This window comes from Levilactobacillus mulengensis, from assembly GCF_003946045.1.
Classification (GTDB): domain Bacteria; phylum Bacillota; class Bacilli; order Lactobacillales; family Lactobacillaceae; genus Levilactobacillus; species Levilactobacillus mulengensis.
Genome location: NZ_RHNW01000012.1, coordinates 26,437 through 50,618, shown reverse-complemented (window position 1 = coordinate 50,618; position 24,182 = coordinate 26,437). Strand labels below are relative to the sequence as shown.

Genomic DNA, 24,182 nt, shown 5'->3' with positions numbered 1-24,182 from the left:
TCATATCAAAGAATACCTTAATTTCATCGAATTTTCAAGGCACATCTCCCCATACGGTAGAATCTTTGGCCCTGATATTGTTTACTATAGGTCACTTTAACCGCGTTGTTAAGCCGTTTACAGAAAACAAAATCAATTAGCGGGTGATAAAAAATTAATCCGACCTTATTCGCTCGAATTATGAGAAATAGTTAATTTTCATTTTCCGCTATATAATTTCAATTATATTAGCATCGGTTTTCCCTGATATACCAGCATTTTCCCCGCAATACCGGCCCTATTTCTGTGCGGCTTTTTGCGAGACACAGCGCCCATTTTCACAAGTGCAACTAGTCTCTGGCTTATGCTATAATTAACACATCTTTTAAAGGGGTGATTGAATGACTAAACTCGAACAAATTCAGCAATGGACCGCAGAACAACACGCTAGTATGACCTACCTCAGCAATCCCAAAACTATCCAGTATCTCACTGGCTTTGGGAGTGACCCGATTGAACGGGTATTAGCCCTGGTCATTTTTCCAGGCCAAGACCCATTCATCTTCGCACCAGCCTTAGAGGTTGAAGTGATTAAGGCAACCGGTTGGCAGTTCCCCGTCGTTGGTTACTTAGACCACGAGAACCCCTGGGCGATGATTGCCGCGCAAGTCAAGCAACGCCACGTCAACCCCGACCACATCGCGTTGGAAAAGGGTCAACTTCCTGTTGCCCGGATGGAAGCCTTGGCTGCCCAATTCGACAATCCTAAGTTCGACCTGGATATCACCAGCTTCATCGAACGCATGCGTTTGATCAAGTCGGCCGAAGAAATCAAGAAGTTGGAAATCGCCGGCAAGTGGGACGACTTCGCCTTTGAACACGGCTTTGCTGCAGTTAAGGCTGGCAAGACGGAACAATCCGCCGTTGCCGAACTCCAATACGCCTTGATGCAAGAAGGTATTATGGAAATGTCCTTCGGTAGCCTGGTGCAAGCCGGCGCCCATGCCGCAGAACCCCACGGTGCCACCAACGACACCAAGTTCCAGAACAACGAACTGGTGCTGTTTGACCTGGGAACGGTCTACGATGGCTACATTTCCGATGCGTCCCGGACGGTTGCTTTAGGCACCCCAACGGCCAAAGAGCTGGAAATCTACGACGTTTGTTTGGAAGCCCAATTGACCGCCCAAGCCGCCGTTAAACCTGGCATGACCGCCGCTGAACTCGACAAGATTGCCCGCGACATCATCACCAAGGCCGGCTACGGCGAATACTTCATTCACCGGTTGGGCCACGGGATGGGCATGAGCGATCATGAATTCCCATCCATCATGGAAGGCAACGACCTGGTCCTCGAACCCGGCATGTGCTTCTCCATCGAACCTGGTATCTACATCCCAGGTGTCGCCGGCGTCCGGATCGAAGACTGTGTTCACGTCACCGCCGATGGCAGCTTACCATTCACCCACACCTCTAAGGAATTAACTTACGTTGGGTAATTAATGATTACCAAATAAGTTCCCGCCTTTCACATGTTGAAAATGGCGGGGATTTTTTTCATCGACCAAATAAAAAAGAGCCACGACCGCAGTCGCAACTCCTAACTAGTCTCATTAAATTAAACGGGCTTGTCCGCCGTTGGTTCATCGCTAGCGGGTGTTTCGTCGTTGTCGGCTTCATCAGCGGCATCGGCGTCTTCGCTAGGTAAATCAGGAACCTGGTCGCTGCTTAAGACGATATCGTCGTCTTCATCTTCGGCCGTTTCATCGGCATCCGTGTTCCGCCAAGCTGGCGCATCGTTCTTACCGGCCAACCGGTCGTCTAAGGCTTCCTTGAAGTCGTCGGCGGCATCGGCTGCGTAAAACGCGTAGTCGACAGCGCGGTCCTTGAAGGCATTGTACCGGTCACGAGCGGCATCCTTTAAGGCTTCGCGTTGTTCCAAGTCGAGGGCGTGGTAAGCCGCATAGGCTGCGCCACCCAGTACTAATCCTGCTAATAACTTGTGTTTTGCCATCTTCATGACTCCCTTTCCGTAAACAACTATTCTTTGTTTCTGCGGTTCTTGTACAAATCAAACACGGTCTTGCCAGCGCGGGCGGCCAGTGATGTCTTTGCCGTCGTCTTGGCGGTCTCACTTACCCGGTCGGTTAAATTACGAGTGGCGGTGTTTAAATCGGAAACACTTTCACCCAAATCAGCGGCAGCTTGGAAAACGGGATCAATGGTCGCAACTTTCTTGTTCACGTCTTCCAACAGTTCGTTGGCATTTGCCATGATGTCCTCGGCTTGGTGGCTGATTACGTCCACATCCGAAGTCATCGTCTTCATCGAGCGATTCACCTCACTCAATGTTTTATTCATCTTTACTAAGAACATGCCAATGAAGAGAACCAAAATCAAAAACGCAATCGCCGCGATTAGGCCCGCTACTTGTCCACCGGTCATGACAACCCCTCCTTGTGCTCGTTACTTACCAATAGAATAGCATTCTCAGCGCTTACACGCAATTAAAACCCCGAATTCGATTGGTTTTATTCGTCAAGACTAGTAAAATATGGGATAGCGCTGGTTCTTGAACCTTTGTCTTTGCTTGCGCCTCCGGGAGGTTGAAAACTGAGCCGGGACGCGGTGGGCGCCCGCCTGGAGCCAAAGAACGGTCTCCAGGCTTACTTTGAGCCTCAAAACCGAGTCTCAAAGATAGCAGTTGCCTAAGTGGTAAACCACTAAGGCAACTCCCACGGCTGAGCTCATTTTCAACCTCCCTGCGGCTAACACTGTCGCAGCCCAAGATTCAGCTATGATTTTTACGTCAGTTTTTTTACGTTATGTAAACTGATACTCAATCAGATTTTCCCGCCGAGAAATGTCCCACATGTATTCATTTACAGTTGCCCACCAGCACGCTAAGAAATCCGTTGACGGGCCAACCCCGCGTCAGCCGCAGGGCTGGGAAAACTGGGTCAGTCGCGGAAGTAACCAGAGGCGCGCCAAGGTGCCCGGCTGTGTCGATGGTCTTGGCTGGGGTATTTTCCCAGCCTAGCCCATGGGACAACCTTTGAGACCGCCCCTCAGGCTCAAAGTTGAGGTGGAAGCCCGCTTCTCAGGCTGGAACCGGCCCCACAGCAGGGCTCCTTGAGCGCGCCGCCGGGAACGGACACGACGAGGCCCAGTTTTCACCAGCCCGGAGGCGTTAGCAAAGATACGTTTAACCCGTAAAATCAAAAAAGTAAAGGAGGGCTCGTCTCGTGACGGACCTAGTAACCACCACAGCCACCTCTTCCAAGTGGCTGCAACATTATTTAAATACTTTCGATTGGGAAAAGGTGCTGCACCTGATCACCAGTCGCTTTCTGAGCCTGCTCTTTCTCACCCTGTTGTTTTTCGTGATCAACCTGGTGGGCCGGTGGATTCTGAACCGGAGTTTCAAACGTTACCTGGTGCCTAAGGGAGGCCCAACCAATCGCCTGCAGACCATCAGCATGCTGACGATGAACCTGTTTCACTACACCATCATCTTCTTCTGGGCCTACGCCATGCTCTCCACTTTAGGCGTGCCGGTCGGGACGTTGGTTGCCGGTGCCGGAATCTTCAGTTTGGCTTTAGGCCTGGGTGCCCAGGGCTTTGTCAGCGATTTGGTCACCGGGATTTCCATCCTGATGGAACAACAATTTGACGTGGGTGACACGGTTAAAATTGGACTGATCACCGGGACCGTTTCCGCCATGGGCTTGCGCACCACGCAGGTTACCGAGGCGGATGGGACCGTCAACTTCATCCCCAACCGCAACATCACCATCGTGGCCAACCGCTCACGTAACGACATGCACGCGACCATCAACATTCCCATCGCCCCAACGACACCGGTCGAAAAGTTACCCGCTATTATTCACGCCACAAACGACCGCCTGTTGCCGGAACATCCCAGCGTGGTTGGCGAGCCCGTCATCACCGGCGTGGTCACGTTACCGACCGGCGAGCTGGTCTATCAGGTCAACCTGGTCGCCAAGAGTGGCAGCCAATTTGGCTTACAAGCCGCCTTTCTAACCGCCTATCTCAAGGCGATTCGTGAAGCCGGCATTCTCCTGCCCACGCACAATTCCCTCCAGAATAAATAACACGAAGCTTGACGCGAGTCTTCTTGGGTCAAGCTTTTTTGTACGAAAAAAAACAGGCAACGGCCGCCGCCATCACCTGTTCTCCTAATTGTAATTTTCAGTTGCCTAGCGGTCCAGCCGCCACCAATCAATGGTGCTGAATAGGACCAGGACAAATAGGATCAAAAATGACCAGTAACTTCCGGCGCCGGTGGCTGCCATGAAGGCTAACCCAATCGTAAATAGCCAGAGGATCCCAATCAGGATGCCTAAAACCAGTTTCATTAGAAATTCCCCCTTCACTTATCGATTGTGGGCCACCAATGCCTAATGGTCGCCATTTTCAATCACTTTTTCCCGTGGGGTGACCTCGTAATGGTCATCCAAATTGTGGGCTAAGTAGTTTACGCGTTTTAAAATTTCGCGGCGGGTAATGATGCCCTGAAAGACATTATCCTGATTTAATAACGGGATAAAGGGTTCATCCACCATATAGCTTAAGATTGTTTCTAATTTAGCTGGGTCGTCTACCCAGTGCTCTACCGGTAACATGGCGTCGGCCACGGTGTAGTTGCTCAGCTGTTCCACCGCAGCGCCTGGCACATGCAACAATTTATCGGTAATTGCGGCTAGCGAAATCATCCCCTGCAGGTGATCATCGGGGTCGAGGACCGGAATCCGGCTGTACCCGACCTTAGAGAGCACCATCAAAGCATGCTCCAGCGTATTGGTCGCTGTCACGTTGGCAACGACCGCGGCCGGAATCACATAGCTCTTGGGGTCATTGCGCAATAGCTGCTCAACAGCAGGGTCAATCATGGGTCATGTCATCCTTTCTAGTTACGAACGGTCAAAGGTAAATTTTAAATCAGGCACGGGCTGGGCGTCACGGGTGTAATACTGCACGACCCATTGCGTCGGTTCCACGGTAATCATGGCACAGGTGCCTCCTAGCTGGCGGAACTCACCGCGCGGCTGACTGATACTACCGGGATTCACGAAAACGTGGCCCCCGACCGCTTCGGCCGCCAGCTCATGGGTGTGACCGTAAAAGACCAGATCTGCCTGTTCCTGATCCGCGTGCAATTTCAGCTTGGTGAGGTCCCAATGCACCTCATCGTAGTGGCCGTGCGTCAACAGAACCTTGCAGCCGTCAACCGTGGGCGTCTGCACCAACGGTAACTGACTATCAAAGTCCATGTTGCCCATCACCACGTACGCCCCCTTGAACCAGGGATCATCGGCGTTCATTTCAGAATCGCCACAGTGGAAAATGGTATCCGGTTGCAGGGCCTGCTTGAGACTGACCAGGATGTCCCGGTCTCCATGATTATCACTGACTACCAGCCAACGTGTCATTATTTTTCCTCCCACCATTCATCGAATTGCGGTAACATTGCCGCCGTCGCCTTAGCGCGGTGGCTGTGTTGATTCTTCTGGGCCAAACTCATTTCGGCAAAGGTCGCGTGTTCGGCGGGCACATAAAATAACGGATCGTACCCAAAGCCATCTTCGCCGCGAGGGGCCGTTAAAATTTCACCGCGGACCTCACCCGTGGCCACGAGTTTCTTACCATTTGGCTTGATCAACACTAACGACGTGTGAAACCCAGCGCCCCGCTGTGCGGCGGGAACGCCTTGCAGATTTGCCAGTAATTTGGCATTGTTCTTGGCATCATCGTGGTCGCCGGCATACCGTGCAGAATAGATGCCCGGCTCACCATTGAGGGCGTCGACCATCAGACCGGAATCGTCCGCTAAAACCGGCAACTGGGTCTGTTTGGCCACCGCGGTCGCCTTCAGCGTGGCATTTTCCGTGAAGGTCGTCCCCGTCTCCGCGACCTGCGTGAGGTCAGGAAAGTCTGCTAGTGTCTTCACCGTCAGCCCCTTCGGCTCAAAAATGGCACGAAATTCACGGGCCTTCCCCGCATTGTTCGTGGCGATTACCAATGTGTTGTCCATACTTATTCTACCTCCGCGGGGGTCGCTAACGTGCTGATGTCTAAGTGGGTGACGTGCTTCGGTGCGAGATCTAACCACTCACTGGCCAATTGATTAAACTGGTCAACGTCACCGGTCGTGTAATACGTCGCCGTCACGGGTTGCCCCGTGGTGTTCAGTTCATGCTTGTCCTTCAAAATCGCTGCGGTCTGTTCAGCCGCGGATACGCCGGGATCAACCAACGTGACGTCGGGGCCGATTGCCCGCTGAATGGCGTCTCGTAGCAGTGGAAAATGGGTACAGCCCATGACTAACGTATCAATGTCAGTTCCCTGAAATGGTGCCAAGTTTTGGGCAACCACTTCTTGGGCGTGGGCCGAGGTCAAATCGTTGTGTTCGGCCAACGTCACCAGTTGGGGACAAGCCACACTCACGACCTGATTCTGCGCATCGACGGCCAAAATATCCTGTTGATATTGGCCGCTCTTAACGGTGCCTTCCGTTGCAATCACCCCAATCTTATGGTTCTTGGTGACCTTAGCCGCCGTCGTGGCCCCGGGGGCAATCACCCCAACCACGGGCACGGGTAGCTCCGACTGCATCTGCGTTAAGGCCGCAGCTGTCGCCGTATTGCAAGCGATAACAAATACTTTCATGTTGGCATGTTGGCGTAAGTAAGTCGCAATCTGCCGGGTAAAGGTCGTGACTTCTTCGACCGACCGGGGACCGTATGGCAAGCGCGCCTGGTCGCCCAAAAAGACCGTATTTTCAGCTGGCAATAACCGCTGAACTTCCTTTAAAACTGTTAAACCGCCGACTCCTGAATCCATGAGACCAATCGGATCTGTTTGCATGAATCAACGCTCCTTCTCGATGTTCTTGAATCTCCATTATCGCCTTTTTATCAACCGGTTTCAAGTTTCCTGCCAGGCAAAACGTCGATTCCCATAAATATCCGTAAAATTTACCGGATAGTCATATTCCTGAAACAAATACGGTATAATGAGTTTAGAAACTAATTGGATGAAGGAGTCCACCATCGTGAAAAACTTATATCAAACCGTCATGGCTGATGCCGACGGTGCCGCAAATCTGCCACAAATGTTACTCAGAGAAGCCTTACTCCCAGAATTGTTGGGCGATGACCAGGGCGATATCAGCTACTGGGCTGGCAAATCATTGGCTCGCCGGTTCCCAATCGGTAATCCCAAGGACGCCGCCACCTTCTTTGAACAAGCTGGTTTTGGCCACTTGGCCCTGATCAAACAAACGGCGCAAATGACCCGTTGGCAACTCAGCGGCACGCCCGTTAAGCTGCGCAAACAGTTACAGGGCGATGACGACTTCACGTTGGAAGCGGGCTTCCTGGCAGAAATGATGGCCCAACAACTGGGCGTTTCCGCTGAAGCAGAGCTGATTGAAACTCCCCACAAGTTGCAGGCCACGACCGTCACCTTCGACGTGTACACCGATCCAGAAGATGTCATTCCAGACTATGATGCGCCCACCCCACTGGCGGTGGTTCACGACGAACCTACCGATTCACCTGAAGAAAACTAACCAAGTTTCACGTAAGCACTGACCGCGCTACCACGAGGGTCAGTGCTTTTTTCGTCCAAAAAAAACGGCCGCCACCGCAGTGACGACCGTTTGCCAACGCGCTAGGCTTCCACGTATTGGTCCAAAATCTTCTTCAATTGGTCCTTGGAGTGGTAACCCACGATAGAGTCGACCACTTGGCCGTCCTTCTTCACGAGTAAGGTTGGGATACTCATGATACCAAAGGATTGTGGCGTGTTAGGATTGGCGTCAACGTCCATCTTGTTGAACGTGACGTTGTCCATTTCCTCGGATAATTGTTCAACGACTGGTGATTGCATCCGACAAGGACCACACCAAGTTGCCCAAAAGTCTGTCAGGGTTACGCCCTTAGCGGTGTCCTGTTCAAAGGTCTTATCAGTTGTTTCTGCTACTGCTGCCATTCAGAATTGCCTCCTTATCAAATTTAATCACGACTTCATATCTTTCAGTCTACCAGAATTTTTTGAAATCACAACTAAGTTGCTTACAATTTATTAGCATTTGTATTTGGTGTGGGGGACGTCGTTGTCCGCACCTCCGGGTCGGTGAAAATGAGCCGTGACGCTGTGCCGATTGTCCGTTCCCGCCGGCGGGTTCAAAACGCCCTGCTATGGGGCCGATTCCAGCCTGAGGACCGGGCTTCCACCTCAACTTTGCGCCTGAAATGCGGTCGCAAAGGTTGCCCCGTGGACTAGGCTGAGCAAAAACCTCAGCCAAGACCACCGACACAGCTGGGCATTTTGACCCGCCTCTGGTCACTTACACTGGCCGGATTGGCTCATTTTGACTAACCCCGCGACTGACACGACGTTGCCCCACATCAAGCAACTCATAAATCAATTAGTTCGCACTCACTTGTTCTTAGATTTGTGGTCAGGTCCTGCTCACACGGTTATTAACGCAGCTAGACAATAGTCCTCCTAACCAAAAAGTCCCCCAGTAAGTAATTCACTGAGGGACCATCAATCATAAGCTAATTTATTACACACCCTACGCCCCGGTGACGGTTCCGCCGTTGGGCCCTCACACCATGTAAGCCGTGAGGGCGGGGAAAATAAGTTCAGCCGTGGAAATTTCCTTAACAGTGACTTTTACTGTTAAGGAAATTGGCGTCTTTGAGACTCGATTTTAGAGGCTCAAAGCGAGGTCAAAGACCGCTTCTCAGGCTTTGACCGTCCTTCCCTCGCGTTCCGACTTATTTTCCCCGCCCGGTAAGGCGCTGCCAAAGCGCTATTTAAACCGCACAACCGTCGACCCGTCACCACCGGCGTTGGCTGGGGAGAAACCGAAGCTCTTGATGCGGTTGTTGCGCTTCAAGTACTCGGTGACCCCTTTCCGCAATGCCCCGGTACCCTTCCCGTGAATGATTGTCACGGATGGGTAACCCGCTAGCAAGGCGGAATCAATGTACCGGTCGACTTCGGCCATGGCCTCTTCGTAGCGATGGCCCCGCAGATCCAAGGTTGGCGACATGCCGTTGGAGCCACTGCGTTTGACGCTGGCTCGCGGTTGCTTAGCCGATTTGGCTGGGTCCTTAGCCTTTTCCAGGTCGTTGTTGGCAATCTTCATTTTCAGGATTCCCAGTTGGACTTCCCAGTGGCTGTCATCCAGCTGCTGCATCAGGACCCCGATTTGGCCATAGGACTTGACCAGCACGCTGTCGCCCTTGTGGAAATCGAACTTGGCCTTTTCCCGCCGCAGGACCCGGTTCTTCTTGAGCTTGGTATCCTGTTGCAGGGCGTTCAAGGCTCCCTGAGCCGCAATCAGCTCGTCTTCCTTAACCACGCTCTGACCGGCAGCCAATTGTTTCTTCCGCAAATCAGAAATGATTTGGTTGGCCCGTTTCCGGGACTCATCGACCAGCCGGTTGGCGTCGCGCTTGGCGTCCGTCATCAACTGATCTTTTTGATGTTGATAGCTGTCAAATTGCTTTTGTAATTGATCGTGTAACTCATCAGCCTCGGCCAATTGGGTCCGCAGATTCTCGGCATCATCGTCGACCCGCCGCTTCTGTTCGGTCAGGTCGGAAATCATGGCGTTCAAGTCTTGACTGTCTTGGTCGGTCAACCCCCGAGCCGCGTCAATTACCTGTGACGGCATCCCCAGCCGGGCCGCAATGTCTAAGGCATTACTCCGTCCAGGAATCCCAATCAACAGTTTGTACGTTGGCTGAAGCGTTTCGCCGTTAAACTCCATGCTGGCGTTAATCGTGTCCGGCCGGTTGTACCCATAAGCCTTCAGCTCAGGATAGTGGGTCGACGCCATGACATAGCTACCCAACGTGCCGATTTCATCCAAAATGGCAATGGCCAATGCGGCCCCCTCTTGGGGATCGGTTCCGGCACCCAGTTCATCGACCACGATTAAACTGTGGTCATCGGCCTGTTTCAAAATGGCCACGATATTTTCCATGTGCCCGGAGAACGTACTCAGGCTCTGCTCGATGGATTGTTCATCCCCGATGTCGGCGAAAATATCGTTGAAGATGCCAATCACACTGTTTTCATTGGCGGGAATAAATAACCCCGACTGCCCCATTAATTGGACCAGTGCTAACGTCTTCAGCGTGATGGTCTTCCCACCGGTGTTGGGCCCGGTCACGATGATGGCCTTGTAGTCCTTGCCGATGGTGATGTCGTTGGCCACGACCTTCCGCTGATCGATCAGTGGATGACGGGCTTGTCGCAAGCTGACCTGATTGTCCAAGGATAGCTTGGGCTCGGTGGCCTTCAAATGATGGGCGTACTTGGCCTTCGCGTTGATGAAATCAAAATGTCCCAGAATTTCTGAATTTCGTAAAATTTCATCCTGGTACGGGTCAAGTAACGCCGTCAATTCGGCTAAGATCCGTTGCTCTTCATGGCGTTCATCGATTTGATTTTGCCGTAACCGGTTGTTCAAGCCCACAACCGCTTGGGGTTCAATGAACAGCGTTTGACCACTGGCACTTTGATCATGCACGATTCCGCCAAAGTGTTGCTTGTAAGCGGCCTGAACGGGAATCACGTAACGGTCATCCCGAATGGTCACGATGGTTTCACTCAGATATTTCGCATCCTTGCCCCGGGTGTATTGGTCCATGGTTCGGCGAATCTCCGCCTCGGTCTGGGTGATGTGCTGACGGATCTGCTTCAAGGCGGGTGAGGCTTCATCCGTGATGTGGCCGTCGCCCTCTAGTGAGGTCCGCAACCGCCGCGTTACATCGGGTAACGTGACTAATTCCTTCACAACCCGGTCCAGCCGGCGTAAAGTGACTTCCTTTTCAGCTAAGTCATGGAAAAATTTGACCACGGTTCCGGTCGTCCATAAGACCCGACTGATCTGGGCCAATTCCAACCCGTTCAGGGCAGCCTCCATGGCTAAGCGGTGTAAATGCGGCCGGATGTCATCCAGCTTGGGCAGTGGAATGCCACTCTCCAAGCGGTAAATGTCGGCACCGTCTCTGGTTTCGTCCAACCAGGTCTGCAGTTGTTTGGCATCCGCGGTTGGGGCCAGCTGACTCAACTCATGCTGGCCAGCTGCCGAGACCAAGTAAGTGCGTAAGGCTTGCTTGATTCGGTCGTACTCCATAATTTTTAAGGTTTTTTGATTCATCGGCGAACTCCTCTCTCCCGAATCAATCTAATTCGATTCATGCTCCGTCAGCCACCAGGTGAACACCTGCTTTGAGAGCACGGGTGTCTGTTTGACGATCCACTGGGCGACTGGGGAGGCTTGATAACTGTTTTGAAAACCCTGAATTGGTAACAGGATTAGTAAATTTAAGGTTAAAAAAATGACCACATAACGAATGACCAGATTAATCAGGCCACCCGCTAAGGAATTAACTTGATGAATCACCGGTAACCAGGTCACCTTGTTGATGCCATAAGCTAATTTGCGGACGATGAAAAAGCCCACGGTCAAAATGGCCGAAAATGCGAGACCATTTAAAAAGAAACTGCTACTCTCACCAGCGGTCACGGCACTGACGGAACTGTTCAGGGAAAGGTTCCCCACAAACTGCCCCACGCCGCTAGCCAGTGGTTTGGCACCCAGCCGGGCGATAATCCAAACAATCAAGTAGCCAATCGTGCTAATAATCTGTAACACTAGTCCCCGCCGGTAGCCCCGACGAAAACCCAAGATGAGAACTGCGAGAATAATTAAGCTTAAAACCAAACTATTCCTCCGTTTCTGATGAGTCCTTAGCGGAATCCGCTTGGTCGTTGGCCGCTGCCATCTTTAATTGGTCCGAAACAGCGTTGAACGCCATCAAGATTGCCGCGTCTTCTTTACTAATATTGGGTGACAGCTCCTTGAGCTGGGTGAACTGTTCATTCAGCACCTCAGTCACCGCCCGCATATGTTCGTCCGTGGCCTGACCGACAATCGTATAACTCTTGCCGGCAATCACGGCTTTAAAGCGGTGTGTTTCTTCAGTCATTTTAAAATTCCCCCTGTTTTGCGCAACGTCTTATTTTACCATTAAACAGTGGTCAGGCGCACGTTTTGGCCTTTAAATTACCGCTAAGATTGTGGGGTTCCGCCTCCGGCAGTTAAATCCTCCGCCTGTGGGGCACGGCTGGAGCCAAAGAGAGGTCTCCAGCCTCCAGGGTGAACCTCCCGACCCGAGTTTCACCCCGGGCCGTGGTGTAAGACCGGCACCCCACCGGCCCAACGCCACCGACACAGGTCTGCGAATTTAACTGCCTCCAGCTGCACCCGTACTGTCTCGCAAAACTTGAGGCTAACGGGTACTCACACGCTTTAAATGGGTGCGTTTCTCCAAGTGGGCGTTGCACAAAACACCAGCACTAACCGTTCCCGGCTACACGCACACTGGCTTTCACCCGTTTACCCATTAATCCCACCAAACTTTCTCGTCATACAAAAAAGGACGGAAAAATTCCGCCCTTTCGTTGAAACTGACTAATCTTTTTTACCAGCGTTAGGATCAATGGTCCCATCAGCCAGGAAAGTGTTCAGTACGGATTCAACCATATCCCATTCTTCGTCGGACTCAATCAATTGCAAGTCGCCACCGGATGGGTTAGCTGGATCATCGTCTGCAGGTAATGCGTAGGCTTGGATGTCAACTTCCTCGTCGTCGCTCTTGCCTGAAGGGTAAATCAAGATGTATGACTTACCAAAATCGTCAGATTCAAAGGTAAACAGGACATCGTACAGTTCTTCGTTACCATTTTCGTCAACTAATGTAATTTGTTCTTGGTCTTCGTTCATGGGAAACCTCACTTTTCTTGAGTTAACTTGCCGTGACGGTCCAAATAGTTTTGGAGAATCAGTCCGGCAGCTAATTTATCGATTACTTTTTTACGTTTGCGGCGCGAAGTATCCGCTTGTTCCACTAACATACGCTCCGCCTCAACGGTTGTCAACCGCTCGTCTTCAAAATCGACGGGCAAATGGAACCGTTCAGTTAACATCTCACCGTACCGCTTAGATGCCGCGGCCCGGGGACCTAACGAATTGTTCATGTTCTTGGGGAGCCCGACCACAAAGCCTTGGACTTCGTGTGACGCCACCAGTTCTGCGACCCGATCCAACCCGAAGACTTCTTCCTCTTCTTTGATTGGAATGATCTCAATCCCTTGGGCGGTCCACCCGAGAGCATCGCTAATCGCAATACCCACGGTACGGGAACCCACGTCTAAACCCATTAACTTCATGAAGGCTTCACCGGTCCATTCTGATTCAGGTAGAAACGCACTAACTCTTCAATAATCTCGTCGCGCTCGTGCTTCCGAATCAAGTTCCGTGCATCATTGATACGTGGAATATATGCAGGATCGCCCGATAGTAGGTAGCCGACAATCTGATTAATTGGATTATAACCCTTTTCCTCTAGTGCTTGATAGACCGTTACCAGCGTATCATGAACGTCCTTTGGTTGGTTAGCCCCAAAGTCAAAATACATCGTTTTGTCTAATGAACTCACTATAAAACACCCCCGCACTTCCTCGCTTAGCCTCAATTTTACTCGATTACCGCGCAAACTACAACGCACTTCAGCAATGTAATCTATTCGTAATACTGTTGCTGGGAAGGGAGCCACTCGAATCGAGCCGCTCCCTCCTCCTGACTAAGCTTTTAGCTAAATTTCAATAATTAATGCCGCGCCACCGCTGGCAAATTCACCCGCACTGCCGTCAACATCAACCTTAAACATGATTAATAGTTTAACAGAATGACCACGGTTTTCAAGCAAAACGCCTCAGCGTTAGTCTTGATCAGCCAACCAATCGGCCGCAGCCGTCATGGCATCTGGCAAGCCCGCTGGGTTCTTCCCACCGGCTTGCGCCAGGTTAGGCCGACCGCCGCCACCACCGTTGATCTTTGGTGAGATGGCTTTGATCAAATCGCCCGCCTTGACCTGCTTTTGCTTGTCCGCACTAACGGCCACAATCAGGTTAGCCTTACCATTAACTTCCGCACCCAATACTAACACATCAGAAAGGGCTTGGTCACGCCAAGTGTCGGCTAAAGCCCGCAACTGGTCCATCTTGGAGACTTGAACGGTCCCACTGATCAACTTGTAGTTACCAGCCGTGACCACGTTGTCAAAGACAGCGCCGGCCTGTTGACTAGCTAACTTGCCTTCTAAGGCCGCTTGCTTTTGTTCTAAGCTCTTGACTTGGGCTTGCAGGGCATTAACCTTCTGGGCGACTTCAGTGACCTGAGTCACCTTCAAATCGCTCGCAACGGCATGCAAGATGTCATCGTGTTCGTGCAGGTACTTGTAAGCAGCCGCAGAGGTCACGGCTTCGATCCGCCGAACACCGGCACCGACACCAGATTCTGAGGTAATCTTGAACAGCCCAATTTCATTGGTGTTCTTGACGTGGTTCCCCCCACAGAATTCGGTGACGAAATCGCCGGCACTGACAACCCGAACGACCTTACCGTACTTTTCGCTGAACAGGGCAATGGCGCCCATCTTCTTAGCGGATTCGATATCGGTTTCAACCGTCGTCACGGGTAATTCGGCGAAGATCTTTTCGTTCACGATGGCTTCGGCCTTGGCCAAATCGGCAGGATCGACCTGACCGAAGTGGGTGAAGTCAAACCGCAAGTAGTCGCCTTCAACCAGTGAACCGGCTTGTTGGGTGTGTTCGCCAAAGACCTCACGCAACGCCTTGTCTAACAAGTGGGTTGCGGTATGGTTCTTTTCGACCTTGCTATGGAAGATGGTGTCGACCTTGAGTTGGTAAGTGGCCCCCTTCTTCAATGGGGCAACGACCGTCAACGTGTGCAGGTTCTGGCCGTTAGGGGCATGTTGCACGTCAGCAACGTGGGCAACCACGTGACCGGCTTCGTCCAAGATATCCCCTTTGTCAGCAACCTGGCCACCCATTTCAGCGTAGAATGGCGTGGTGTCAAACATAGCTTCAACGGTGCCAGTCGTGGCTTTGTCAGCCAGTTGGTCGTCAACCACGAGTTCGGTTAACTTGCTCGTCGTTTCGAGTTGGGTGTACCCCACGTATTGACTAGGCGTCGTGACGTTAATCAAGAGGTCGTGTTGCAGACCCATGGCCGTTTGCTTGCCACGGGCGTTACGAGCGCGATCCTTTTGCTTTTGCATTTCAGCCTTGAAGCCGTCAACGTCGACCGTGATGGCTTGGTCATCAGCATATTCTTCGGTCAGTTCAACCGGGAAGCCGTACGTATCGTATAACTTGAAGGCATCGGGACCGGCGATTTGGCTGCCGCCCTGCTTCTTCAGGTCGGCAATCAAACTGTTCAGCAGCGTTAACCCACCGTCCAGCGTTTCGCCGAAGCGGTCTTCTTCAGAACGCACGACCTTGGCGATGTAATCGGCCTGAGCCAAAACGTCTGGGTAGTAAGACTGCATGATGGTCCCAACGACGGGAACCAATTGGTCTAAGAAGGCGCCCTTGATGCCTAACTTCTGGCCATTGACAACGGCCCGCCGAATCAAACGACGGATAACATAGCCACGGCCTTCGTTACCAGGCAACGCCCCGTCACCGATGGCAAATGTGATAGCCCGCGCGTGGTCCGCAATCACCTTGAAGGACACGTCGTCTTCCTTGTTGGCACCGTACTTCTTGCCATCGCTGAGTTCAGCGGTCTTTTCAATGATTGGCATAAACAAGTCGGTTTCAAAGTTCGTCCGGGCATTTTGGAAAATCGAAACGACCCGTTCGAGACCCATCCCCGTATCAATGTTCTTCCGTGGCAATGGCTTGTAGCTGCCATCGGGTTCGTGGTTAAACTGGGAGAACACGATGTTCCAGACTTCCAGGTAACGTTCGTTTTCGCCACCAGGATAGTTTTCAGGATCGTCGTCGGCTAAATTGTTAAAGGCTTCACCACGGTCGTAGAAAATTTCGGAGTCAGGACCAGAAGGACCCTCACCAATATCCCAGAAGTTGTCTTCGACGCCGATGATGTGGTCAGGGGCCACGCCAGCAGCCTCCCAATCAGCCTTAGCGTCGGTATCTTTCGGGTAAACCGTCATGTACAGTTTATCTGGATCCCAACCGAACCAGTCTGGAGACGTTAAGAGTTCCCACGCCCAAGTGATGGCTTCTTTCTTAAAGTAATCACCCACGGAAAAGTTCCCGAGCATTTCAAATAACGTATGGTGCCGCGCGGTCTTCCCCACGTTTTCAATATCGTTCGTCCGAATACTCTTTTGTGAACTGGTCAAACGCGGATTCTCTGGCACAACTTGGCCGGAGAAATATTTCTTCATCGTGGCAACCCCAGAGTTGATCCACAGTAACGATGGATCGTCCTTGGGAACCAGTGATGCACTAGGCTCAATGGTGTGCCCCTTCGACTTGAAAAAGTCGAGGTACATTTGCCGAATCTGACTACTAGTTAGCTCTTTCATCTCTCAAATACCTCCAAAAATGTCAAAAACACCGTTGCCCGTAGAGACGCCGAAGCGCGGTACCACTCTACTTGCAACGATGTTTTAATCGTTAACCTCTTAAACTCATAACGCTGAGTCGCGATGTTTCTGAGGGAGCGCCACTGAATCCATGAGTCGTTTTTCACAGCAACCAAAACGTTTCTGAAAGTCATGGGATCAGGGTATGTCCTCGATAGTATATTTAAATGTCCACTTGAAATTATAGGTGTGGCGCACTTTCTTGTCAACTAAACGTTCGGGAAAACTTTGGTTGATTGTCCGACCCCCTCACCGCCTGCCGGACGGCCAAAATGAACCGGAACGCGGTGGGCAGGACGTCCAGAGCCACAAAGCGGTCTCTGAACTCGCTTTGAACCGCCAAAGGCCGCGTTTCAAAGTCGCCATTTAGGGCCCGTACCGTGCCCTAAATCCCACGGCTGAGTTCATTTTGGCCGTCCTCTCGGCTCAGACTGGTTTGGCACGTTCCCGTCTGAACTTGCCCGCAGTATGTTTAAGCCTGATGACGGGTTGTGCCGAACCTGACTTCCCTTGACTAGCAGTATCTTTGCTGGCTGCATTGACTCACTGCGTTAATCTTGCTCTCGCCATTTTATCCGGAAGCTTGCGGCCTCTGAAACGTGCTACACGAGCCAGACTCCTCCGCTTAGAAAAATAAGACGCTCCTGTCCGGCATAAGCGTTTTACCGATTGTATTGGCTCACTGCGTTAGACTTTCTCTCGCCATTTTATCCGGAAACTTGCGGCTTCTGAAACGTGCTACACAGGGCAGGTCCCTGCGCTTAGAAAAATAAGGTGCCCTGCTCGGCTTTGCCGAACAGGACACCTTATTCCTCTAATGCTCAGGACCTAACCGCCCTGTTCCGCACTCTATTGATACCGATCCGACTCGCGTTTCCGCCGCTTTCGTTCATTTCTAGCGCTTTGGCGTTGGGCGATTCGGCGTTCTTGGTCTTTTCTACGGTGAATTTCTTGCTTGATTTGGTGCTTGTAACCTGGCTTGATTTTCTTCTTCTTTTTCATAACGAAACCAATCAAACCTGGATCAAGCTTTTCGGTACTCTTGTTCCGTTGCGTCCGGCGGTTCCGGTCGTAGGAATCGATGATTTCGCCGTTGCTGATTCGCTTAGGCTGGAACTTGATGCCCATGGCTTCAATCTCAGCGACCTTGGCTTCTTCATCTGGTGAGTACAGCGTGATGGCCGTTCCGTGCATCCCCTGACGACCCGTCCGGCCGACCCGGTGGACGAAGAAGTCTAAGTCTTCTGGAATGTCATCGTTGATGACGTGGGAAACCCCTTCGATGTCAATTCCCCGGGCAGCCAAGTCGGTCGCCACAACGAATTGGAATTGCAGGTTCTTGACTTCACGCATGACCCGCTTCCGTTCACGTGGCTTGATGCCCCCATGAATCATGGCGACCTTCATGCCCTGGGCCTGCAAGAAGTCGTGGATTTGTTCAACCCGCGTCTTGGTGTTGGCAAAAATCAGGACCAGGTAAGGTTCACCCATGGTAATCAATTGGTAGATCAATTGGTTCCGGTTCTGACCTTTGGTTGAAATCAACCAGTTGTCAATCGTATCAGAAATGATCGTATCGGTGGGAATCTCTTCAACGACTGGATGGTTCATGTACTTCTTTAAGAAGGGATTCAATCGTTGCGGAATAGTGGCCGAAAAGACCATCATTTGCAAGTCCTTCGGCATCCGCCCGGCAATCCGGTCGACTTGGTCCAAGAACCCGAGGTCCAAGGTCATGTCGGCTTCATCCACGACAAATTGGCGCGCAGTATGCACGTCCAAGGCGTCAGATTGAATCAAGTCCATGACCCGACCGGGCGTCCCGATAACCAATTGGGGTTGGAAGTGCCGCAGTTTTTCAACTTGGCGCTTCTTGTCGGTTCCCCCGACGTAGTTCCCAATCCGAATTTCAAATGGGGATTCAGCAGCCAATTGCTCAGCGGCCGTGTGAATTTGGTAAGCCAGTTCCCGGCTCGGCGTGGTGATGACGGCCTGAACCTGGTTTTCTGACGTTAACTGGTTAAAGATGGGCAGCAAGAACGTATGCGTCTTCCCGCTCCCAGTTTGGGATTGGCCCACGACATCTTTGCCCGAAGCAATCACGGGAATTAATTTTTCCTGGACCTTGGTCGGGGTCGTGAAACCAATCTTTTGCAAGGCCGTCATTAAGTACGGCTGCAACTTGAATTGTTTAAAATCTGCGGTCATTCATTTTCTCCTTTAGTGTTAGCCACTAACTCATCGAGCTCGTGAATAACTTGGTCAATTTCTGCCTGATCGTGGGCTGTGGCACCACTGGCCAGGGCGTGACCGCCCCCACCGTGGTTCTTAGCCAATTCGTTGATGGAAGGTCCCTTCGAACGCAATCGAATACGGAAGGTCTTGTCCTTGGCTTCAACGAAGATGGCCCAAGCCACAACGGAGGTGATCTTACCGGGCAATGGCACGACGGCGGACGTGGAGTCGCTGGCTGCGAGGCCAAAGGATTCCACGATTTCGTCGGTCAGCTTCAAATAAGCCGCCCCACTAGGCAAAATTTCTAAGTTCTGGTAAACGTAAGCGGACAACCGCGCCATTTCTGGGGAAATTTCATCCTCAGCCTGGTTGACGTCCGTCATTGAGAAGTTGTAAGTCAGTAACTTACTGGCAACGGCAAACGTGTTGGCTGACGTGGCCGGGTACATGAACCGCCCGGTGTCACCAATGATGCCGGCATAAAGTAGTCGTGCCGCATCGTCAGGCATGGTGAGTGCCGCGGCATTCTTGGCGTACCAATCATAAATGATTTCGGACGTGCTGGACGCTTGATCCAACACCCATTGAATGTCGCCAAAGGCATCGTCATTGGGATGGTGATCGATCTTGATGACCGCGGCCCCAGTGGACCACCGTTCATCGTCGACTCGGGGCTGGTTAGCGGTGTCCACAACAATCACTAACGCACCCTGATAAACGCCATCTTCCACGTCTTGGTCGGCTTGACCCATCCAGTCGAAGCCGGGGTAATGCTTACCCACAGCCAGAACCTTCTTTTCTGGGAAGCTCGCTTGTAAAATGTCCCGTAAAGCCAGTTGAGCCCCGATACAATCGGGATCAGGCCGCTGGTGACGGTGAATAATAATTGTCTGATACTTTTTGATTTCTTCTAAAATGGCAGCTTCAATAGCCATAGGTTCACCCGTTTTCTATCCGATTTTTTCGACCAAGACGCGTCGATACCGCGTTTCAGTATACAAGTTTTAGCGCCCAATTTCAATAAAACTCGGTCCAGACAGTGTTAAACCATCGCCTCCGGGGCGGGAAAAACTGGACCGGAACGCGGTGGGCAGGACGTCCAGAGCCAAAGAGCGGTCTCTGAACTCGCTTTGAACCTCTGAGAAATGAGTTTCAAAGTCGCCATTTCTTAAGGGTCCCCCTTAAGAAATCCCACGGCTGAGTCCATTTTTCCCACCCCTGCGGCTGATATTGGTTGAACCCGTGCCGCCGCATTTTATTAACCTTGTTGCTAATTGTCATCGATCATTGTTCCTGTAAGCTAGACTTACTTTCTAACTGACAGCAACCCGACCTCACCCAACATTCTCTAATCATCGCCACCGAACAGTGGCAACTTGACGTTTTCAAAAGTTTGCGCGGCTAGTCCGGTTAACGTGATGCCCAGCAGGCGTACCTGTTCGTCGTCCCCCGCCACACTGTGGTAGAGGTCCAGGGCTAAGTCGTAATAGACGTTGGCGTCATTGGCGATGAAGTCCGTTTGGGTCACGCGCTTCGTGATAGTGTTGAACTCGCTGTCTCGTAGCTTGAGAACCAGCGTCTTGCCATGCCGTTGCTTTTGCTTGACCGTTGCCGCGACCATTTCTGCCAGTCGTTGCAATTGGGTTTCTACCTCGCCGACCGACGACAATGGTGGCCCGTACGTGCGCTCCTTGCCGATTGACTTGCGTTCACGCAAATACTCGACCGGTCGCTCATCAATGCCACGTACCCGCTGATACAAAACGTAGCCGAACTTGCCGAAGTCGTGGATCAATTCCAATTGGGATTTTTGGTACAGGTCCGCCCCGGTTTGAATCCCCAGCTCATGCATCTTGGGGACGGTCTTCTTGCCCACGCCCCGGTAACGTTCAATCGGCAGCGCCATCAAAAAGTCGTGCGCATCTTCCGGCAGAATCACGCTCACCCCGACCGGCTTACGGAAGTCCGAGGCCTCCTTGGCCAAGAACTTACTATAGGAAATGCCGGTCGAGCAGGTCAAATGGGTCTTATCAAAAATTTCCACCTGAATATCGTGAGCCACCTGAACCGCCGAGCGGATGTGTTTTTTATTCTCCGTGATATCCAAGTAGGCTTCATCAAAGGCCACGGTCTCAATCTTATCCGTGTACTCATGAAAAATTTCGTGAATCTGGTCGGAAATCTCGCGGTAATGGGGAAAGTCTGGGGTCTTAAAGGTGGCGTGCGGGGCCAGCTTAAATGCCTCGTTGGCATTCATAGCGGAATGCACGCCTAGTTGCCGTGCCACGTAATTGGCCGTGGTCACGACACCGCGACCGCCGGTTGTCCGCGGATCCCGGGCGATAATCAGCGCGTGGCCCTTGAACTCGGGGTGGTCCCGTTCTTCAATCGACGCATAAAACGCATCCATGTCGACGTGAATGATTTTTCTTTGCGTGTATTTTTCTGGGACCACAGCCGTCCCCTCCTTTCCACGATTCGATTCTTCCAGTTAAGCAGTCGTTGTCAGCGCCTCCGGGATGGTGAAAACTGTGCCGTGACGCGGTGGGCGACCGCCCGGAGCCAAAGTACGGTCTCCAGGCTTACTTTGAGCCGAAGCCCCCGTCTCAAAGATATCAGTTACCTAAGCGGCCAACCCACCCGCTAAGGTAACTCCCACGGCTGAGCACATTTTCACCATCCCTGCGGCTCACGCGTGCTTAACTCATATCATTCGTCCCATTGACAACACACTAATCAAAGATAACATTCCAACACGTAACTTTGGCCGTCAATCTATCAATTCTAACAACGTTTACTAGCCACATGCTTACCGTTTATTAGTATATAAATTATACCCAAACAAACGTTTGTCTTCAATCAAAAGCCGTTATCTTTTCACCCTAACATTCGGCTTTTACGCAACCGTTACCTAAAATTTGGCCGAAAAAAAACGGCCTCTAGGAGACCGAACTTTTTGATGTCTTATTTTGCTGAGTCATCGTCAGTTTTTTCAGCAGTTTCGTCACTTGCAGCGGCGTCACTTGCTGGTTCTTCAGTAGCATCTTCAGCGGGTTGATCCGCGCTGGCTGCTTCACTGGTTGCGTCGTTAGCGGCTGGGGCCGTAACGGCTTGTGGTGCTTGAGACGTTACTTGGGCAATGGCACGCAGGTCAAAAACCAAGTAGATCCCGTCGCAATCCAAGGTAACCGTTTGGTCAGCTTGGTTGATTTCGTCAATCACACCGTGTAACCGGCCAATCGTGATGACGTGATCGCCCTTTTTAAGTTGGCTCATCATATCACGATGCTTCTTTTGTTGCTTTTGTTGTGGACGTAACATTAAGAAGTACATCAACCCCAAGAAGACAACTAAGATAATCAACGTTGAGTAACCACCGGCAGCGCCAGCAGCAATATTTAAATTATCAAACACATTTGTTCACCCCTTTATATTCTATCTATTGGACAACTTTACCAGAATACGGGGAATCCGTCCAATTATTTCTAGAAATTCTTTAGCCGTTCGGCATTGCCGCGTCCTTTCAGAAACGGCTTGTCACCGCGGACAGAAGCTATCAGTCAGTCACTTAACCATTTTCCTGTTGTGGAAATTGGCGACCGAGGTGTTCATATCCCGCTGGCGTAACGACCCGACCGCGAGCTGTGCGTTTCAAATACCCGCGCTGTAGGAGATAGGGCTCGTACATGGCCGCGACAGTTTCCGTTTCCTCACCAACGTTGGCCGCCAGGGTATTTAACCCGACCGGTCCACCGTTGTAGTAATCGATCATGGTCTCTAATAACTTAATGTCGGTGGCGTCTAGCCCGGCCGAATCCACCCGCAGTAATTTCAGCGCATGGTTCACGATGGCCAGGTCAATCTCGGTATGATCAGGCGACACTTCCGCAAAGTCTCGAATCCGTTTCAACAAGCGGTTCGCAATTCGGGGCGTGCCCCGCGAGCGTAACGCAATCTCGTGGGCGCCCTCAGTTGCGATGCGCGTATTAAAAATGTCCGCCGACCGAGTCACAATTTCTTGGAGGTCTTGCGTATGGTAGTAGGCCATGTGCTCCACGATGCCAAACCGGTCCCGCAATGGTGCGGATAACAAACCGGCTCGGGTCGTGGCCCCAATCAACGTGAATGGCGGCAATGGGAAGTGCACTGGATGGGCGGTTGGCCCCTGTCCGACCACGATATCAATGTAGAAATCTTCCATCGCGGAGTAGAGCATTTCCTCAACGATTTTCGGCAGCCGGTGAATTTCATCAATGAAGAGAATGTCCCCCGGTTGCAGTTCGTTGAGCAAGGCTACCAGGTCGCCTGGCTTTTCAATCGCTGGACCACTAGTCGTGCGGATGTGCACGCCCATTTCGTTAGCAATCACCATCGCCAAGGTCGTCTTCCCTAAACCAGGTGGCCCATACAGCAGCACGTGGTCCAAGGATTCCTCCCGTTGCTTGGCCGCCTGAATGTAGACGGACAATTCGTGTTTGATGGGATCCTGACCGATATACTGGGCCAGGGTTTGTGGTCGCAATGATTTTTCAATCGAGTCTTCGTTATCATCCGCTGGTTCCGGTGAAACGACACGTTCATCATCAGTCATGGGTCAGCCTCCTTTCAAAAACTAAGTCGTCAATAAGCGTAAACCTTCGCTCAGATAATCATTGGTCGAGTTCCCGGCAAATTTCCGCAACTGCGGCGTGATTTTCTTAACAGCAGCGGCCTTGTAACCCAGTGCCGTCAAAGCAGCAATCGCGTCGTCTAACTTCGGATTCCCCTCGCCAGTCGTGACGGCTTCTGGTGTGAACAAGGCGCCATCGTCGACGGGTGCCAGGTCATCCAACTTGTTCTGCAGGTCCAAGACAATCTGCCCCGCCGTCTTCTTCCCAATTCCGGGAAACTTCGTCAGGAAGCTGATATCGTTGGTCTTAATCGCCAGCATCAGCCCTTGATGGTCCGGATTGGCCAGAATGGCCAGCGCACTCTTGGGGCCGATACCGTTGACGTTGATTAATTTTAGGAATAATTGTTTTTCAGCAAAATCTGCGAAGCCGTAAAGGGTCTGCGCCGTGTCACTCACCGCCTGGTAGACGTAAATCGTGACTGGCGTGGTGCCAACGGCGTAGCGGTAAGGGTTCGCGGTATTGACCAGGTAACCCACCCCGTTAACGTCAACGACCACGTGGTCCGGATAGACCGCCGCAATCGTGCCGTGAAGGTATTCATACATGCCAGTTAGTCTCCTTTGCACTTGAGTCCAGGGTTAATATTCAGCTAGTAAAAACGAAGTCGGGCCGATGCTTCCGTTCCCGACGGCGGGCTCAAACTGCCCTGCTGTGGGGAACGGCTCCAGCCTGAGAAACGGTCTGGGGCCTCGCCTTGAAACCTCGCTAAGAATCGCGAGTTTCCAAGGTCGTCCCGTGCTCTAGGCTGAGAAAATCACTC

The 24,182-nt window shown here is 51.8% G+C and carries 24 protein-coding genes; 3 read left to right on the top strand and 21 right to left on the bottom strand.

The genetic code is table 11. The features are described from left to right. Positions 1-380 precede the first annotated feature (380 nt). Entirely contained in the window at positions 381-1,478 is a 1,098-nt protein-coding gene (locus tag EKM84_RS10740) for a M24 family metallopeptidase (protein WP_125765764.1), read from the top strand. A gap of 119 nt (positions 1,479-1,597) precedes the next feature. Here EKM84_RS10740 and EKM84_RS10735 read toward each other — a convergent pair whose 3' ends face one another. Beyond that, on the bottom strand, positions 1,598-1,993 hold the full coding sequence (locus EKM84_RS10735; RefSeq protein WP_125765763.1) for a hypothetical protein: 396 nt from the start codon (positions 1,991-1,993) through the stop codon (positions 1,598-1,600). 26 nt (positions 1,994-2,019) lie between these two features. Beyond that, positions 2,020-2,424, bottom strand: coding sequence for a DUF948 domain-containing protein (locus EKM84_RS10730; protein ID WP_125765762.1), 405 nt, complete (start codon positions 2,422-2,424; stop codon positions 2,020-2,022). A gap of 800 nt (positions 2,425-3,224) precedes the next feature. Here EKM84_RS10730 and EKM84_RS10725 point away from each other — a divergent pair. Then, positions 3,225-4,094 carry a mechanosensitive ion channel family protein gene (locus EKM84_RS10725; protein WP_125765761.1) on the top strand — a complete coding sequence of 290 codons (870 nt, stop codon included), beginning with the start codon at positions 3,225-3,227 and terminating at the stop codon, positions 4,092-4,094. Between the two features lie 105 nt (positions 4,095-4,199). On the opposite strand, the gene EKM84_RS14215 is transcribed toward EKM84_RS10725, so the two are convergent. Genes EKM84_RS14215 through murI form a run of 5 tightly spaced genes read right to left on the bottom strand, consistent with a single transcriptional unit; the run spans position 4,200 to position 6,867 of the window. Continuing rightward, entirely contained in the window at positions 4,200-4,358 is a 159-nt protein-coding gene (locus EKM84_RS14215) for a hypothetical protein (RefSeq protein WP_164511382.1), read from the bottom strand. Between the two features lie 42 nt (positions 4,359-4,400). After that, positions 4,401-4,892, bottom strand: a complete 492-nt coding sequence (gene cbpB, locus EKM84_RS10720) for a cyclic-di-AMP-binding protein CbpB (RefSeq protein WP_125765760.1) — start codon at positions 4,890-4,892, stop codon at positions 4,401-4,403. Positions 4,893-4,913: 21 nt separating this feature from the next. Continuing rightward, positions 4,914-5,432, bottom strand: coding sequence for a YfcE family phosphodiesterase (locus tag EKM84_RS10715; RefSeq protein WP_125765759.1), 519 nt, complete (start codon positions 5,430-5,432; stop codon positions 4,914-4,916). After that, positions 5,432-6,040 carry an XTP/dITP diphosphatase gene (locus EKM84_RS10710; RefSeq protein ID WP_191988084.1) on the bottom strand — a complete coding sequence of 203 codons (609 nt, stop codon included), beginning with the start codon at positions 6,038-6,040 and terminating at the stop codon, positions 5,432-5,434. Before EKM84_RS10710 ends, EKM84_RS10715 begins: the two co-directional genes overlap by 1 nt. Further along, complete coding sequence (gene murI / locus EKM84_RS10705; protein ID WP_125765757.1) at positions 6,037-6,867, bottom strand: glutamate racemase; 831 nt, start codon at positions 6,865-6,867, stop codon at positions 6,037-6,039. Before murI ends, EKM84_RS10710 begins: the two co-directional genes overlap by 4 nt. Positions 6,868-7,054: 187 nt before the next feature. Here murI and EKM84_RS10700 point away from each other — a divergent pair, with 187 nt between their 5' ends. Next, complete coding sequence (locus EKM84_RS10700) at positions 7,055-7,573, top strand: YslB family protein (protein WP_225418187.1); 519 nt, start codon at positions 7,055-7,057, stop codon at positions 7,571-7,573. A gap of 101 nt (positions 7,574-7,674) precedes the next feature. Here EKM84_RS10700 and trxA read toward each other — a convergent pair whose 3' ends face one another. The 14 genes from trxA to ruvA form a co-directional block, all read right to left on the bottom strand. Continuing rightward, on the bottom strand, positions 7,675-7,995 hold the full coding sequence (trxA, locus tag EKM84_RS10695; RefSeq protein WP_125765755.1) for a thioredoxin: 321 nt from the start codon (positions 7,993-7,995) through the stop codon (positions 7,675-7,677). 829 nt (positions 7,996-8,824) lie between these two features. Beyond that, positions 8,825-11,188, bottom strand: a complete 2,364-nt coding sequence (locus EKM84_RS10690) for an endonuclease MutS2 (RefSeq protein ID WP_125765754.1) — start codon at positions 11,186-11,188, stop codon at positions 8,825-8,827. Positions 11,189-11,215: 27 nt separating this feature from the next. Further along, complete coding sequence (locus tag EKM84_RS10685; protein ID WP_125765753.1) at positions 11,216-11,755, bottom strand: CvpA family protein; 540 nt, start codon at positions 11,753-11,755, stop codon at positions 11,216-11,218. Between the two features lies 1 nt (position 11,756). Next, entirely contained in the window at positions 11,757-12,020 is a 264-nt protein-coding gene (locus tag EKM84_RS10680) for a cell division protein ZapA (RefSeq protein ID WP_125765752.1), read from the bottom strand. A gap of 485 nt (positions 12,021-12,505) precedes the next feature. Beyond that, positions 12,506-12,817, bottom strand: a complete 312-nt coding sequence (locus tag EKM84_RS10675) for a DUF1292 domain-containing protein (protein ID WP_125584156.1) — start codon at positions 12,815-12,817, stop codon at positions 12,506-12,508. An 8-nt stretch (positions 12,818-12,825) separates the two neighbouring features. After that, entirely contained in the window at positions 12,826-13,263 is a 438-nt protein-coding gene (gene ruvX / locus EKM84_RS10670; protein WP_125765751.1) for a Holliday junction resolvase RuvX, read from the bottom strand. Continuing rightward, the gene (locus EKM84_RS10665; RefSeq protein WP_024746979.1) at positions 13,260-13,532 is read right to left on the bottom strand and encodes an IreB family regulatory phosphoprotein; all 273 of its coding nucleotides are present in this window, start codon (positions 13,530-13,532) and stop codon (positions 13,260-13,262) included. Before EKM84_RS10665 ends, ruvX begins: the two co-directional genes overlap by 4 nt. A 282-nt stretch (positions 13,533-13,814) precedes the next feature. After that, positions 13,815-16,454: an alanine--tRNA ligase gene (alaS, locus tag EKM84_RS10660; RefSeq protein WP_125765750.1), complete on the bottom strand. Its 2,640-nt coding sequence runs from the start codon at positions 16,452-16,454 to the stop codon at positions 13,815-13,817. A gap of 909 nt (positions 16,455-17,363) precedes the next feature. Next, on the bottom strand, positions 17,364-18,722 hold the full coding sequence (locus EKM84_RS10655) for a DEAD/DEAH box helicase (protein ID WP_125765749.1): 1,359 nt from the start codon (positions 18,720-18,722) through the stop codon (positions 17,364-17,366). Continuing rightward, the gene (locus EKM84_RS10650; RefSeq protein WP_125765748.1) at positions 18,719-19,684 is read right to left on the bottom strand and encodes a DHH family phosphoesterase; all 966 of its coding nucleotides are present in this window, start codon (positions 19,682-19,684) and stop codon (positions 18,719-18,721) included. The genes EKM84_RS10655 and EKM84_RS10650 overlap by 4 nt, the downstream gene beginning before the upstream one ends. A 413-nt stretch (positions 19,685-20,097) precedes the next feature. Beyond that, complete coding sequence (gene dinB / locus EKM84_RS10645) at positions 20,098-21,159, bottom strand: DNA polymerase IV (RefSeq protein ID WP_125765782.1); 1,062 nt, start codon at positions 21,157-21,159, stop codon at positions 20,098-20,100. Positions 21,160-21,713: 554 nt separating this feature from the next. Continuing rightward, complete coding sequence (gene yajC, locus EKM84_RS10640) at positions 21,714-22,163, bottom strand: preprotein translocase subunit YajC (protein WP_125765747.1); 450 nt, start codon at positions 22,161-22,163, stop codon at positions 21,714-21,716. Positions 22,164-22,317: 154 nt separating this feature from the next. Then, on the bottom strand, positions 22,318-23,340 hold the full coding sequence (gene ruvB, locus EKM84_RS10635; protein ID WP_125765746.1) for a Holliday junction branch migration DNA helicase RuvB: 1,023 nt from the start codon (positions 23,338-23,340) through the stop codon (positions 22,318-22,320). A 21-nt stretch (positions 23,341-23,361) separates the two neighbouring features. Further along, complete coding sequence (gene ruvA / locus EKM84_RS10630) at positions 23,362-23,967, bottom strand: Holliday junction branch migration protein RuvA (protein WP_125765745.1); 606 nt, start codon at positions 23,965-23,967, stop codon at positions 23,362-23,364. Between the last annotated feature and the right edge of the window lie 215 nt (positions 23,968-24,182).